General features: G+C 70.3%; 14 protein-coding genes. 8 read left to right on the plus strand and 6 right to left on the minus strand.

Annotated elements, in window-relative coordinates:
• Nucleotides 1–1,137: a M20 aminoacylase family protein gene (locus TMO_RS25350; protein WP_014747911.1), complete on the minus strand. Its 1,137-nt coding sequence runs from the start codon at nt 1,135–1,137 to the stop codon at nt 1–3.
• A 297-nt stretch (nt 1,138–1,434) separates the two neighbouring features.
• On the opposite strand from TMO_RS25350, the gene TMO_RS31910 reads away from it, so the two are divergent.
• The 4 genes from TMO_RS31910 (at nt 1,435) to TMO_RS25370 (ending at nt 7,152) form a co-directional block, all read left to right on the plus strand.
• Nucleotides 1,435–1,602, plus strand: coding sequence for a hypothetical protein (locus TMO_RS31910; protein WP_014747912.1), 168 nt, complete (start codon nt 1,435–1,437; stop codon nt 1,600–1,602).
• Between the two features lie 83 nt (nt 1,603–1,685).
• Nucleotides 1,686–3,443, plus strand: coding sequence for a thiamine pyrophosphate-binding protein (locus TMO_RS25355; RefSeq protein ID WP_014747913.1), 1,758 nt, complete (start codon nt 1,686–1,688; stop codon nt 3,441–3,443).
• Nucleotides 3,444–3,481: 38 nt separating this feature from the next.
• Nucleotides 3,482–5,557: an iron-containing redox enzyme family protein gene (locus TMO_RS30005; protein ID WP_014747914.1), complete on the plus strand. Its 2,076-nt coding sequence runs from the start codon at nt 3,482–3,484 to the stop codon at nt 5,555–5,557.
• Nucleotides 5,554–7,152: a hypothetical protein gene (locus TMO_RS25370; protein ID WP_014747915.1), complete on the plus strand. Its 1,599-nt coding sequence runs from the start codon at nt 5,554–5,556 to the stop codon at nt 7,150–7,152. The genes TMO_RS30005 and TMO_RS25370 overlap by 4 nt, the downstream gene beginning before the upstream one ends.
• Before the next feature lie 21 nt (nt 7,153–7,173).
• On the opposite strand, the gene TMO_RS25375 is transcribed toward TMO_RS25370, so the two are convergent.
• The 3 genes from TMO_RS25375 to TMO_RS25385 form a co-directional block, all read right to left on the minus strand.
• On the minus strand, nt 7,174–7,581 hold the full coding sequence (locus TMO_RS25375) for a type II toxin-antitoxin system VapC family toxin (RefSeq protein ID WP_041607598.1): 408 nt from the start codon (nt 7,579–7,581) through the stop codon (nt 7,174–7,176).
• Complete coding sequence (locus tag TMO_RS25380) at nt 7,578–7,826, minus strand: type II toxin-antitoxin system VapB family antitoxin (protein ID WP_014747917.1); 249 nt, start codon at nt 7,824–7,826, stop codon at nt 7,578–7,580. The genes TMO_RS25375 and TMO_RS25380 overlap by 4 nt, the downstream gene beginning before the upstream one ends.
• A gap of 109 nt (nt 7,827–7,935) precedes the next feature.
• Complete coding sequence (locus tag TMO_RS25385; protein ID WP_014747918.1) at nt 7,936–9,210, minus strand: glycerate kinase; 1,275 nt, start codon at nt 9,208–9,210, stop codon at nt 7,936–7,938.
• A gap of 199 nt (nt 9,211–9,409) precedes the next feature.
• Here TMO_RS25385 and TMO_RS25390 point away from each other — a divergent pair, with 199 nt between their 5' ends.
• From TMO_RS25390 to TMO_RS25400, 3 genes are read left to right on the plus strand one after another with little or no spacing between them, the layout of a single operon-like run.
• Nucleotides 9,410–10,153, plus strand: coding sequence for a creatininase family protein (locus tag TMO_RS25390; protein ID WP_014747919.1), 744 nt, complete (start codon nt 9,410–9,412; stop codon nt 10,151–10,153).
• 12 nt (nt 10,154–10,165) lie between these two features.
• On the plus strand, nt 10,166–10,927 hold the full coding sequence (locus TMO_RS25395) for an N-formylglutamate amidohydrolase (protein WP_014747920.1): 762 nt from the start codon (nt 10,166–10,168) through the stop codon (nt 10,925–10,927).
• Nucleotides 10,928–10,979: 52 nt separating this feature from the next.
• A complete protein-coding gene (locus TMO_RS25400) occupies nt 10,980–11,282 on the plus strand; it encodes a DUF1244 domain-containing protein (RefSeq protein ID WP_014747921.1) in 303 nt (100 codons plus the stop codon).
• Between the two features lie 37 nt (nt 11,283–11,319).
• Here the strand turns inward: TMO_RS25400 and TMO_RS25405 are convergent, their stop codons facing one another.
• Together TMO_RS25405 and TMO_RS25410 are read right to left on the minus strand one after the other, a co-directional pair.
• Nucleotides 11,320–13,224 (minus strand): amidohydrolase, encoded by a 1,905-nt coding sequence (locus TMO_RS25405; protein ID WP_228382376.1) that lies wholly within the window; start codon nt 13,222–13,224, stop codon nt 11,320–11,322.
• Between the two features lie 28 nt (nt 13,225–13,252).
• Nucleotides 13,253–13,543, minus strand: coding sequence for a XapX domain-containing protein (locus TMO_RS25410; protein ID WP_014747923.1), 291 nt, complete (start codon nt 13,541–13,543; stop codon nt 13,253–13,255).
• Between the two features lie 150 nt (nt 13,544–13,693).
• On the opposite strand from TMO_RS25410, the gene TMO_RS30010 reads away from it, so the two are divergent.
• Entirely contained in the window at nt 13,694–14,590 is an 897-nt protein-coding gene (locus tag TMO_RS30010; protein ID WP_014747924.1) for a helix-turn-helix domain-containing protein, read from the plus strand.
• The last annotated feature ends 21 nt before the right edge of the window (nt 14,591–14,611 follow it).

Consider the following 14,611-nt stretch of genomic DNA (forward strand, 5'->3'; position numbering starts at 1 on the left):
TCAAGCGCCTGCCGGCGCCGAGGCTTCGGCCAGCGCCACCCAGAAGGCGGCGGCATCGCCCAGGACCGCATCGTTGAAATCATAGCCGGGGTTGTGGATCATGCAGCTGGTCGGCCCCGACTCAACACCATTGCCCACCACCAGATAGCAGCCGGGAACGCCCTCCAGCATATAGGCGAAATCCTCGCTGCCCATCGATGCCTCGGGGATGTCGATCACCCGTCCGGCACCGAAGGCGTCCACCGCCACCGCACGCGCAAAGGCGGTCGCCTCGGCGTCGTTGATCACCGCCGGATAGCCCCGGTCCACCTGGACGGTCGCCGTCGCCCCCCAGGCGGCGGCCTGGCCGGCGACCAGCTCGCGGATGCGCATCTCGATCAGGCTGCGGGTCTCGGGGTCGGTGGTGCGCACGCTCGCCTTCAGCACCGCCGTTTCGGGGATGACGTTCGCCGCCTCGCCGGCCCGGAACGCGCCCACCGTCACAACGGCCTGCCGGGTGGGCGGCACGTTGCGCGCGACGACCGATTGCAGGGCCAGCACGATCGCCGATCCGGCCACGATCGGGTCCACGGCCCGTTCGGGATAGGCGCCATGGCCGCCGCGGCCGCGGACGGTGATCACGTAATCGTCCGATGCCGCCGTCAGCGCACCCGGGCGGAAGCCGAACACGCCGGCAGGCAGCCCCGGCATGTTGTGCAGGGCATAGATCCGATCGACCGGGAAGCGGGTGAACAGCCCGTCGCGCATCATCACCGCCGCCCCGCCGCCATGCTCCTCGGCGGGCTGGAAGATCACCCGCAATGTGCCGCGGAAGCGCCGTCGTTCGGCCAGGCAGCGCGCGGCCGCCAGCAGGATGGTGGTGTGGCCGTCATGGCCGCAGGCATGCATCCGGCCGTCATGCAGGCTGGCATGGGGCAGGCCGGTGGTTTCCGTGATCGGCAGGGCGTCCATGTCGGCGCGGATGCCGATCACCGGCCCCGGCCCGGTGGTCAGGGTGCCGACGACACCGGTCCCGCCCAGGCCTTCATGAACCTCCCACCCCCAATCGGCCAGCGATCGGGCCACCAGCGCGGCGGTCCGCCGTTCTTCGAACGCCAGTTCCGGATGGCGATGCAGATCGTGGCGCAGCGCCACCATTTCATGCAGCCAGGCTGCGATCTGACGGCCTGGTCCACTCGGCTTCGACTGCGGCTGGGGGGCGGACATGAAGCAACCTCCGGTTCACCACGATTTGCCCGGATGAGCATAACAGGATGCAATGGCCGCGCTTCATCAAATCGCCAGACGGAACAACCGCGCTTTACCGTCGTCGCCGCAAATTTTACAACCTTATGTATATGATTTTCTGTCATTTAATTCCGATTAGTCGTGACTCTTTATTAACCTCAGGTAGAATGTTGATGTTTCTACAACCCCCGTATGGAGGGAGACGCCATGAGCGACAATGTGGTGGACGTCAGGGAGACGGTGGCGAAGCTCGGGCTGGACGCGAAGGAGCCCGACATCGCCCTTCGCACCGGGCTGACCGGCGGCAAGACCTTTCTGGTCCAGATCCGTCCGGCCACCCAGGAGAAGCCGGTGCTGATCGCCGTGCATCTCTGAGCCGGCGACATCTGAACGATCGGGCGCCGACCCGGGGCTCCCCGGGCCGGCGCCTTCCCCGCCGACGCCGAAGGAAGCCCCCGATGAGCCACGCCGCTCCCGATCCGGCTGCATCGCGGATCGATGCCGATCCGGCCCCCCTGCTCCATGGCGGCATCGTCGCTGCCGCCCAGCTGCGCGCGCTGGGTATCGGGCATCTCTTCACGCTGACCGGCGGGCATCTGTCGCCGCTGTTCGACGGCTGCGCCCGCACCGGCATCCGGCTGGTCGATTTCCGCCATGAACAGGCCGCCGCCCATGCCGCGGATGCCATGGCCCGGCTGACCCGCCAGGTCCAGGTATCGGCTGCAACCGCAGGTCCGGGCGTGGTCGGGGCCGCGGTCGCGGTCGCCAATGCCTGGGCGGCCGGCAGCCCGCTGATGCTGCTGGCCGGCCGCAATCCCGGGGCCACGGAAGGCATGGGTGCGCTGCAGGAAGCCCCCCAGCTCGACATGCTGAAGCCCGTCACCCGCATGACCGCGACACCGGGCGATCTGTGGCGCCTGCCCGAATTGCTGGCAGAGGCCGCCGCCACCGCCATGGTGCCGCGGCCGGCCCCCGTGGCGCTGGATCTGCCCTTCGACCTGCTGATGGGCCGCATGCCGGCCGATGCGCTCAGTTTCGCGCAGGGGCGCGGCCAGAGCCACGCCCCCGCCGCCGATCCGGATGCCGTGGCCAAGACCGCCGCCCTGCTCCGCGCCGCCCGCACCCCCCTGCTGCTGGCCGGATCGGGCGTCTATTGGGCGGGGGTGGAAGAGGCGCTCGACCGTTTCGTGCGCGAGACCGGCTGCCCGGTCTTCGCCAATGGTGCCGCCCGCGGCATCCTGCCGCCGGATCATCCGCAGATGCACAATGCCGCCCGCGCCCGCGCCCTGCCCGCGGCCGATCTGATCATCGCGGTCGGCATCGATTTCGACTTCCGCCTGAATTACGGCCGCGCACCGCTGATCGACCCCGATTGCGTGATCGTCCATGTCGATGCAGACCCCGCCAGGCTCGGCCGCAATCGCGGCGCGGTCATGGGCGTCACGGCCAGCCCGCGCCATTTCCTGACCGCCCTGGCCCAGGCTTTCGAGGCCGATGGCCACCGGGTGCCGGCCGCCTGGCCCGAACAGCTTGCCGCCCGCGATGCCAGGGCGGCCCGCGCACGTCAAGACCGCCTGGACGGCGACGGCCCGATCGACCATGCCCGTTTCGCGGCCGAGGCCGCCCGGTTCGTCACCCCCGACACCGTCACCATCGGCGATGGCGGCGACGTGATCGCCGAAACCGCCGGCGCCATTCCGGTCGGCCGCCCGGGCCACTGGATGGATCCGGGCCCCTTCGGCTGCCTGGGCATCGGCCTGCCCTTCGCCATCGCCGCCCGCCTGGCCCGGCCCGCATGCCCGGTGCTGGCGGTGCAGGGCGACGGCGCCTTCGGCTTCAACGCCATGGAAATCGACAGCGCCGTGCGCGCAAAGACCGGCTTCGTGGTGCTGATCGGCAATGACGGCGCCTGGGGCGAGATGCGCAATTTCCACGACGACATTTTCGGCGACGCCAATCTCGACGGCCAGTTCTTAAGCCGCGCCACCCGCTATGACCGCCTGGCCGAAGCGCTGGGCGGCCATGGCGAGCGGGTGGAGCGCGCCGCGGGCATCGCCCCCGCCCTGGCCCGTGCCGCGCGCGCCGCCGAAGCGGGCGTGCCGGCCGTGGTCGAGGTGATGCTCGATCCGGCCGCCCGCCGCCCGGCCGGCGCCGTCTCGGGCAAGGCGATCGCCGCAGCCTTCGGCGGCGGCGATCCCGACGCCTTCAAGTCCTGAGCCTGGATGGATCCCGATCACGAGAGGCGCCGTTCCCCATGTCCGTCGACACCTTTCCCCCCCACCCCGCCGCACCCCGCCGCCCGCGCCTTGCCGCCCGCATCGTCGAGGCGGCGGACGGCATCGCTCTCGACCGCGGCGGCACGCGCTTCCATCTGGAGGCCGGGGGCGTGGATGCCCCGGCGCTGGGCCGGGTGCTGCGCCTGATCGATGGCGGTCGCGATGCCGAGGCGCTGGAGCGCGAGGCCGGGGGCGCCGACATGCCCCGGCTGATCCGCGACCTCGCCGCCTTCGACCTGGTCGACGAAGCGGCCCCGCCGGCCGCCCGGTCGGGCCGGGCCGCCCTGTTCGCGATCGAGGACCGGACCAACCGCCTGCTCTTCACCCGGCTCTATCGCAACCGGTTCTGGCGGGCGATGCTCGACGATCCCCATGCCGTGCCCGAGCGCGTCTTCCATGGGATGGCGATCGAGAACTACCACTTCCTGTTCCGCGAAAGCTGGTTCGACAGCCCGGTCCTGGCCTGGACCGGCAGCACGCCCGCGCGGGTGGCGATGAACCGCTTCTACGGCGAAGAGGTCGGCCATGACGAGCTGATCCTGAAGGCGCTGGAGGCCGTGGGGCTCGACCGCGAAATCCTGGCCCGCACCGTGCCGCTGCCCGAGACGATGGCGCTTGCCAATGCGCTGTCGCACTGGGCCCGGACCGACCCGATCCTGTTCTTCGCGACGCTCGGCGTGCTGGAAGGCCGGGACATCGACGTCGACAGCTTCGTGCGCGCGGCCGAGCGCCGCGGCATGGACGAGGCCTTCATCGGCCCGATCCGTGCCCATGCCGGCATCAACATGAACGGCGGCCACGGCCTGCTCACCCGCGAGATCTTCGATGCGCTCGACGGCATCGGCGAGGACGAGCTCGGCCGGGTGATCGACGGGCTCGACCTGTTCGTCGAGCTGTATGACGATTTCTACGGCGCGATCCTCGATCACTATGCCGTGCCGGGCGACCGGGTGCGGCGGGTGGAGGGCTTCGCCCCCGATACCGGGCTGCCGGCGATCGCGGGCAACGTCACCACCGATCCCTCGGCGCCCGAGGCGGCGGTGCCGCGCCGGCCGAAACTCAGGGACGGTGTCGGCGTGGCGATCGAGCCCGCCTCCATCCGCCTGGATTACGGCGATCAGGGCTGTGCGATCGACATCCTGCCGGAAGGGCTGGACGAGGCGCGCCGGCTGATGGCCGCCCTCGCCGCGGGTGCCCCGCGGGCGCAGCTGGCGGCCGTGGCCCCCGGTTTCGGCGCCGCGGGTGTGGGCGAAATCCTGCAGGCGCTGGACGGGCTGGGCCTGCTGGAAGACGCCGATCCCGGCATCGCCCATGGCGTGTCGGGCGCCCAGGCGATGCGCGAGCTGCGCCGCTTCGTCGCCGCCGCCGAGGCGCGGATCTGCACCGGTGCCCTGGGCCGGGCCTTCGCCGAAGGCAGCGCCTCACGCGCGCAGCTGATCGGCTATGCGATCGAATATCATCAGGTGGTGCGGATGGGCCCGCGGGCGGTCGCCCCGGCGCTCGGCCATGCCGGATCGCCGGCCCGAACCCGGCTGCTGGAAGGCTTCCTCGCCGAAGAGGTCGGCCACGACCGCACCCTCGCCGATGCCCTGGCCGCGGTCGGCATCGACGAGGATCTGCTCGACCGGCTGGTGCCGCTGCCCGAGACTTTTGCGCTCACCTCGACGCTGGCGGTGCTCGCCGCCCAGGATCCGGTCTCGTTCGAGGCCCTGCTCTTCCTGTTCGAGCGGCCGGCGCAGCGGTTCCACGATCTGCTGGTCGATCACGCCCGGGCGCTCGACATGCCCGAAGGCTTCTGGTCGCCGCTGGTCTGGCATGCCGGGCTGAACGACGAAGGTGCGCATGGCGACATCTCGTCCCGCCTGATGGGCTTGCGTGATTTCGTCGGCCGGGAGCAGACTCTGGTGACGCTGAAGGCGGCCGTCACCCTGCTCGAAGCCTTCGACCGGCTGGAGCGCCGTATTCTCGGCCATTACGGGCCGGGTGCCGACCCGATCCCGGCCCTGCGCCTGCCGCTTTCGATGACCGCCACCCGCGGAGAGCCTGCCCGATGACCGCGCCCGCCGCCCCCTTCTCCTCTGAGAGCGTCCCCGTCTCCCCCGCGAGCGTCCCCTTCTCCCCCTGGAGCCTCGGCGCCTATCGACGGCCGCGGCTGGCGGTGCTGCGAATCGATCCCCGCAGCCCCGACACCCTCGCCCTGGTCCATGACGGCGGCGTGACCGAACTCGACGTCACCGGCATCGGTGCGGCCGACCTCGCCGCCCGGCTCGACCGGCTGCGCGATGCGGCGGCGGGGGACTGGGCTGCGATACGCAGCGCCTCGGCGGCCCGCGCACAGCGGCGTGCGGCGGGCGCCGACCCGGATCCCGACGGGCTGGTCGATCTTCTGGACGGGCTCGACCGGCTGGGGCTGATCGCCGAAACCGATGACGGCCACGATGTTCTGGTCGCCGATCACGCCCGGCTGGATGCAGCCCTCGACCGCGCAGCAGGCTGGATCGCCGCCGGGCGGCGCGAGATCGGCGGGCTCGACCACACCGCCATGCTGGATCTTGCCCGCAGCCTGCTCGACCGCATCCGCGATCTGATCGCCGGCGGCGGCCAGGCGGGCCCCTTCGCCCCGCCGCCGGAGCTGCCGCAGGGCGCCGGCTTCCATGCCACCATCCTGCGGCTGCTGGTCGAAGCCTGGGCGGTGACCGCGCCGTTAAGCCTGGTCGCCACCGGGCGCCTGCTCGCCCGGCTGACCGGCACCGAGGCACGGTTCTCGGCCCCACCCGGCTGTCTTTATGACATCACGGAAGCCGAATGCCATCTGGGGGTGGCGGCAACCACGCTGATCCTGGCGGGCCTGCCCGGGGCCGAACGCCGGGCGCTGCCTCCCCCGGGGATCCCGATCCCCGAAACCGGCATCGGCCTGATCCTCACCGCCGAGGCGATGACCCCGGGCCTGCTCTCCGCCATCGGCGACGACCGGATCGGGGCGCTGCTGGCCGGCCGGGATGCCGGCATCGCAACCGCGATCGCGCGCGGCGTCTATCTGGCGCAGTACCATGTTTCGGCACGGATCACCGACATCTTCCTACCGGCAATGCGCATGGCGCTGCGCCCGGGACTGCGCGGCCGCATGCGGCGTTATCATGTCGAGGAAAGCGGCCATGAAGCCCATGAGCTGGAGGCCTGTCGCCGGCTGGGGCTCGATGCCGACGCGGTGATCGACGGTCTGCCGCTGCCGCCCTTCACGGCCTATGTCGACCTGCTGGGCCTGATCGCCGATCGTGCACCCGCCGCCTTCCCGGCGGTGCTGATCGTGACCGAAGGCCTGCCCGGCCGGCCCAATCCGATGAACGGCCGGCTGGCCGCCGCCGGCATCACCGCCGCAGAGGATGCCGAGGTCCGCGCCCATGAGCAGATCAATATCGGCCTCGACCACACCACCATGCCCCGCCGGCTGGGTGCCGAAATCCCGCATCTGGGCCGCGACGATGCCCGCCGGGCGCTGGATCTTTATGCGCTGATGGTGGAGCTGAACGCCCGCGCGCTGGGCTGGCTCGCCGCCTTCCATGGCGACCCGGCCCGCCGCCCCGTCCCCGACTGGCTGCCGGTACCGGCACGGGATCTGGCCGACTGGGCCCGCGACGGCCTGGTCTGACGGGGGTCAATCCGGCAGCGGTCAGCGGGATGACGATGCCGGCGCTGCTCTTGGAAGATCCGTCTCGCCGAAGTCATTGCCCTTAAAAAGCAAAGGCTCTGCCATGTCCTTCGCCAGGGCATAAGCAAAACAATCACCATAATTGAGACCCGCCTTGTGGCGTCCTTTTCCGAAATTCAGAAATGCCAGACGAGCAAGATGCCCCTGCTCCACAGTCACCGGCTCGATCACAATGCCTGCCCGGCGAATGAAGAGATCAGCCTGCTGCATTCCCGTCGAGCCAAGCTGCTTATCGATCACCATCGACAACTCAAGATAATTGGCGACGCTCATTCGACAGATATCGGCATCATGTATAAAATTCACAAAGGCCTCGGCCTCCGCCTCTCGATAAAGAATCGCGACCATTGCGGAGGTATCCACAATCATTTCGGCAGCCCACGTTCATCGTAAAGCAAATCGCCATGTTCAAGATATGGGCGCTTTACGTGGGCTGCAGCATGATCTGCAATGGCAAGAAGCTCCTCGACGCTCGCCTTGGCGGAGGGCTGTCGGAGCCGTGCGTAGCGCTCGCGCAGGGCTTCCGTCACCACGCGGCTCATGCTTTGGCCGGTCGCATCGGCAATAGCCTGCGCCAGACGCCGGGCTTCCGGATCTTTGACGTTCAGGCTCATGACATCCCCCTGTTTCGCAGACTGGCCGCCTTCCGGCCTCAGTTTACCCCTCCATAGATGGGGCGGATAGGCTGTAACCGCCAGATTCTCGGGGCGCGGGGCCGACAGGTCACATGACCAGAATTGCCCTGAAATCATTCACATTCGTCCGCGTCGCCCCGGTCACGATCCGGGTGTCCAGCCGGGCGAACAGGGTGTGGGCGTCGTTGCGGGCCAGCATCTCCGCCGGGTCGAGGCCGAGCGCGCGGCAGCGGGAGAGCGTATCGGGGCCGATGATGGCACCCGCCACCGGCTCGGCGCCGTCGATGCCGTCGGTATCGGCGGCCAGGGCGTGGATGCCGGGCGCGCCGCCCAGCGCCAGGGCAAGCGCCAGCAGGAATTCGACATTGCGGCCGCCGCGTCCGTCGCCGCGCACGGTGACGGTGGTCTCACCGCCCGAGAGCAGGACCGCGGGGGCCCGGACCGGCTGGCCATGGGCGCGGGCCGAGAGCGCCATGCCGGCCATGACGCGGGCAACCTCGCGGGCCTCGCCCTCGATCCGGTCGCCCAGCACCAGGGGGGTGAGGCCAAGGCGGGCCGCTTCTGCCGCCGCAGCTTCCAGCGCCAGCATCGGGGTTGCGATCATGTGATAGCGGGCCTGATCGAAGACCGGATCGCCGGGTTTCGGGGTCTCGTTGGCGGGGTCGGCGAGCGCCCGGGCGACGCTGTCAGGGGGCGTGATTCCCCAATCCGCCAGCACCCGCCCGGCATCGGCAAGCGTGGTGGGGTCGGGCACGGTCGGCCCCGAGGCGATGGTCGCCGGATCGTCGCCGGCCACATCGGAAATCGCCAGCGTCACGACCCGTGCCGGCGCCGCCGCGGCCGCCAGCCGGCCGCCCTTGATCGCCGAGAGATGCCGGCGGACGGTGTTCATCGCCCCGATCGGCGCGCCCGAAGCCAGCAGCGCCCGGGTCACCGCCCGCTTGTCGTCGAGCGGTACTCCCGCCACCGGTGCCGCGGCGAGCGCCGAGCCGCCGCCCGAGATCAGGGCCAGCAGCAGATCGTCGGGGCCGAGGCCGCGCGCCAGATCGATCAACGCCGCACTCGCCCGCCGCCCGGCCTCGTCCGGCACCGGATGGGCGGCTTCGACCACGCGGATATGCCGCGTCTCAAGTCCATGGCCATAGGGCACGATCACCAGCCCCTCGGGCCGCATCGGCCAGTCGGCGGTCAGCTCGTCCACCGCCGCCGCCATGGTCGCCCCGGCCTTGCCCGCGCCCAGCACCATCAGCCGCCCCCTGGGCGACGCCGGCATATGCGGGGCAAGCAGCGCCGCCGAGGGGCGGCTGGCGGCCAGACCGATGTCGAACAGGCGCCGGAGCAGGGTTTCGGGGGCGAGGGTCATGGGCGGCGGATCCGTCTGGTCAGGGGAAGAGGCGGCGCGAAGATCGTGACCGGAGGTCGCACGGCTTGGCAAGTCCTGCAGGACGGGCCATTCTTGTGGCGCACGCGCACCCCTCCCCCTCCGGTGGCTGGCCGGCCACCCATCAAGGGTAGGGCCGGCCGTCGTCCAGAGATCCGATTCGTCGAGAGATCCGCATCCGATGATCCCGTCACGACAGCGCCTGCCCCATCTGACCGCCACCGCGCCGCTGGCCGCGATCCTGCCGGTGGGGTCGTTCGAACAGCACGGCCCCCATCTGCCGATGACCACCGACACGCTGATCGCCGGTGCCGTCGCCGCCGCGATCCACGACGCCCTGCCGGCGGACATGGCCGCCGCCACGCTGGTGCTGCCGCCACTGCCGGTCAGCTGTTCCCAGGAACATGCGGGCTTCCCCGGCGCCGTCTGGGTTGGTGCCCGCGCGCTTGCGGGTTTCGTGGAAGATCTGGCGGCGAGCCTGCGCCATCAGGGCATCGGCGTGTTCGCCATCGTCAACGCCCATGGCGGCAATTACGTGCTGGCCAATCTGGTCCAGGAACTGAACCTGACCGCCCATCCCCGCACCCTGCTGCTGCCCGGCCGCGACCATTGGGCAGAGGCCCTGCAGGCGGCCGGCATCGCCCGCAGCCTGTCGGAAGACATGCATGCGGGCGAAATCGAGACCTCGATCCTGCTCGCCGCCGCCCCCGATGCCGTTGCACTGCCCCTGCCCGCCGCCGATGGCGCGCGCGAGCGGCCGCGGCTGACCGAGCTGGGCATGGCCGCCTATACCCGCAGCGGCGTGATCGGCGATCCCTCTGCCGCCACGGCAGAGAAGGGCCGTGCCCTGCTCGCCGCCCTGGGGGCGACCGGCGCGACCGAGATCGTGCGCGCCGCGGTCATCGTCGCAGGCGACGACAGCTGAGGCAGGCCGGATTTGACCGTCCCCTTCACGCCCGCCCCCTTCACGCCCGAGTTGATCCGCCCCGAGGCCCACGCCCGGGTGATCTTCCTCTGCGATCACGCCAGCAACCACATCCCGCCCGAATATCAGGGGCTGGGCCTGGATCCGGCCGTGCTGGGCCTGCATGTCGCCTGGGATATCGGGGCGGCAGAGGTGACGCGCCGCCTGGCCGGTGCCTTCAACGCCCCTGCGGTGCTGACCACGGTCTCGCGGCTGGTGCTGGACGTGAACCGCTTCCTGGATGATCCGGCCTCGATGCCCGGCCGCTCCGACGGAATCGAGGTGCCGGGCAACCGCGGGGCCGATCCGGCTGAGCATCAGGCGCGGGCCGCACGGATCTTCCACCCCTATCACACCGCGGTCGACCGCCGGATCACCGCCCTGGTCGCCGCCGGGCTGCATCCGGCAGTGGTCTCGGTCCATTCCTGCACCGACCGGATGGGCGGGCAGCATCGCCCCTGGCATGTGGGTGTGCTCCATGCCCGCAACGACCGGCTGGCGATGCCGCTGCTCCGCCATCTGCGCGGCGTGCCCGAGCTGGTGGTGGGTGACAACCAGCCCTATTCGCTGAAGACGATGCGCGGCTACACCACCGACATCCATGCCGAGCGCCGCGGCCTGCCCTATGTGGCGCTGGAGATCCGCCAGGATCTGATCGTGACCCCGGCGGGTGCTGCGGTCATGGCCGGACTGATCGCCGCCGCCCTTTCAGCGGCGATCGCCGGGCTGGACTGATCGGCCTCGGCGCCCCACATTCCCCGTCTCCCGTGTGATGAGGACCAGCCAGATGACCGATACCCGCACCGAACTCGAAGCCGCCGTCTTCCGCCGCCTGGTCCAGCATCTGCGCGACCGGCCGGAGGTGCAGAACATCGATCTGATGAACCTGGCCGGCTTCTGCCGCAACTGCCTGTCGAACTGGTATGCCGATGCCGCGGCCGAAAAGGGCGAGCCGATCGACAAGGAAGCGGCGCGCGAGTTGGTCTATGGCATGCCCTATGCCGAATGGAAGGCCCGCCACCAGACCGAGGCGACGCCCGAACAGCAGGCGGCCTTCGCCGCGAAACAGGCGGCGGCGCACAAGGCCTGAGGGGCACACAAGGGCTGACGCCGACCGCGGTCCGGCGTCAGACCGCCCAGCAGCCGCAGCCGACGGCCCCCCAGAAGCCGGCCAGATCGCCGTCCTGCACCGGCAGGGAAGCGGCGCGCGGACGGGCATGGGCATGGCCGTGGATGCCGCAGGCGCCGGCACAGCAGCTGCCGGCCGCGGCGACCGAGCGGTCGATGCCCTCGGCCGCCATCGCCGCCTTGCGCTGCTTCATCTGGTCCAGCGCATAGCGCCTGGTCGGCGCCCAGTCGGGGCTGACCGGCAGCGGCGGCGGCGCCAGCCGGTCGAAGGGGCCGGCGCCATGCACGATCCGGCCGCCGACGATGGTCAGCAGGCTTTCGATCCCGGCGATCGCCTCGTCGGCGACCGTCATCAGATCCTCGGACAGCACCGCCAGATCGGCGAACTGCCCGGCCTGGATCCGGCCCTTCTTGCCTGCTTCGGTCGAGAACCAGGCCGAGCCCTCGGTCCACATGCGAAGCGCCTCCAGCCGCGAGGGTCGGGTCGAGGGCGGGTAGAGCTGCAGACCGCCCACCGTCCGCCCGCCGATCAGCCAGGCGAGCGCCGTCCAGGGATTGTAGCTGGCCACCCGGGTCGCATCGGTGCCGCCGCCGACCGGCAGGCCCATATCCAGCATCCGGCGCACCGGCGGCGTGGCCTCGGCGGCGCGGGCGCCATAGCGATCGACGAAGGCCTCGCCCTGAAAGGCCATGCGGTGCTGGACCGCAATGCCGCCGCCCAGCGCCGCGATCCGCTCCAGATTGCGCGGGGTGACCGTCTCGGCATGGTCGAAGAACCAGTGCAGCCCGTCGAAGGGGATCTCGCGGTTCACCCGCTCGAACACGTCGAGCGCGCGGCCGATGCTTTCATCATAGGTGGCGTGCAGGCGGAAGGGCCAACGATTGGCGACCAGCACCCGCACCACCTGCTCCAGCTGACCCTCCATCTCGGACGGCAACTCGGGGCGCGGCATGAAGAAGTCTTCGAAATCGGCGGCCGAAAACACCAGCATCTCGCCGGCACCGTTGTGGCGGAACCAATCGCCGCCATCGCCCGGCGTCACCTGGGCGGCCCAGTTCACGAAATCCTCTGTCTCGGCGCCCGGACGCTGGGTGAAGAGGTTGTAGGCGATGCGCAGCGTCAGCTGGTCGTTCTCGGCCAGCCGGCGGATGATGGCGTAGTCGTCCGGATAGTTCTGAAAGCCGCCGCCGGCATCGATCACGCTGGTGACGCCCAGCCGGTTCAGCTCACGCATGAACTGGCGGGTGGAGTTGATCTGATCCTCCGGCTCCAGCTTCGGCCCGCGGGCGAGCGTCGCATAAAGGATCGCCGCATTGGGCTTCGCCAGCAACAGACCGGTCGGCTCGCCATGGGCATCACGCTGGATCTCACCGCCCGGCGGTTCCGGCGTGTCACGGGTATAGCCCACCGCGCGGAGTGCCGCCCGGTTCAGCAGCGCCCGGTCGTAGAGATGCAGGATGAAGACCGGCGTGTCGGGGGCCGCCGCATTGATCTCGTCCAGCATCGGCAGCCGCTTCTCGCGGAACTGGTACATGGTGAACGAGCCCACCACCCGCACCCATTGCGGGGCAGGCGTCACCCGCGCCTGCGCCTTCAGCAGGGCCAGCGCGTCGTGAACGCTCTCGATCCCCTCCCAGCGCAGCTCCATGTTGTAGTTCAGCCCGCCGCGGATCAGATGGGTGTGGCTGTCATTGAGCCCCGGGATCACCCGCCGGCCGCCCAGATCGATCACCCGGGTCTCGGGGCCGGTCGTCACCGCCAGATCCTGGCGGCGGCCGACGGCCAGAATGCGGCCGTCGGCGATTGCAACCGCATCCGCCTCAGGGTTGGCGGGGTTAAGCGTGGTGACCCGGCCATTGACCAGCAGCAGGTCGGGCATCGGTGATCCGCTGGATGCAGACATGGGCTGTGATCCTCCGGTTGGGCGGGCATCAGGCGGGACGGGAGGGGTCGGATGCAGGATCATCGCGCCCCTCGGTCTTCGACGCCTGCCGGGGCAGATCGCCGAAGATGTGCGGGGTGCATTCCTGGCGCATCCACGACAGGGTGATGCCCTCGCCGCCGAGCGCGCGCTTCGCGATCGGCACCACCTGCTCGCCGATCAGAATACCCAGAAGTCCGAGCAAAGCGATGACCGGCGGCGCGGGCGAGCGCACATTCAGCAGACCGTAGATCACGCCGACCAGCAGGCCGGCACCGAGGGAGAGAACATAGATCTTCATGGCGCTGCGGCCTCCGGCCCGCAAGGTCTTTGGCGGTGCCGTCAAGCGCACCGCAATCAGCGCCAGCTTCCCGCCATCGGCCTGATGCGTCTTTCACCGGATTGCTTTAATTCTTAGCCGCAGATTGCTGTCCGGCGAGGGAGGGCGGAGATGGGCGTCCACGCCTTCGATGAGGAACCCGCGCATCTGGCGCTCTATCGCCGGCTGGGTGCCACGGTCGCGACCAGCCCTGTGGGGGTGGCCGAGCGCTGGAATGCCCCGGTCAGCCGCCAGGTCGCCCGTCTGGGCGAGGCGACCGACTTCCCCGGCGTCGATCACTACGTGCTGACCATCCAGATCGCCGGCCCCGTGGTCCGCCGGGTCGACCGGCCGGTTACCGACGAAGCCGGGCGCGACGGCACCGTGTCATTGCAGGTTCCCGGCAGCGGCGGACGGTTTCGCGCCGAGGCGGCGGCCCCGGTCGACTACGCCCATCTCTATTTCCGCCAGTCATTGCTGGACGAGGTCGATGACGGCCATGGCGGCCGGCGGGGTGCCGGACGGCTGGCCGATTTCTTCGGCCGGCCGGATGGCGAGCTGCCGGGCCAGGTGACGACCTATCTGACCCGCGCCTTCGACACGACCGATCCGCCCGGCCCGATCGAGATGGATTCGCGCGCCTATCTGATCGCCCTCGACCTGCTGCGCCGCCACAGGGCTGCGCCGGTCGCGGATCCGGAGCGGGCCGGTCTGCCGGGTGGGCGGCTTGCCCGGGTACACGGCCTGATCATGGACCGGCTGCACGAGCCGATCCGTCTGTCGGATCTGGCCAGCGCCGCCGGCCTCACCCCCTATCATTTCGCCCGCAGCTTCCGCGGCGAGACCGGAGAGACCCCGCTCGCCTATGTCATGCGGCTGCGGCTCGAAAGGGCCCGCGACCTTCTGACCCGCACCCGGCTGCCGATCGCCGAGATCGCCGCCGCCACCGGCTTCGCCAGCCAGGCCCATCTCACCACCCGCTTCCGGCGCGCCTTCGGCATCACCCCCGCCCGGTTCCGCGAGGGCTGAGCCGGCCTGCCACCGCATCGC

The organism is Tistrella mobilis KA081020-065 (assembly GCF_000264455.2).
Lineage (GTDB): Bacteria > Pseudomonadota > Alphaproteobacteria > Tistrellales > Tistrellaceae > Tistrella > Tistrella mobilis.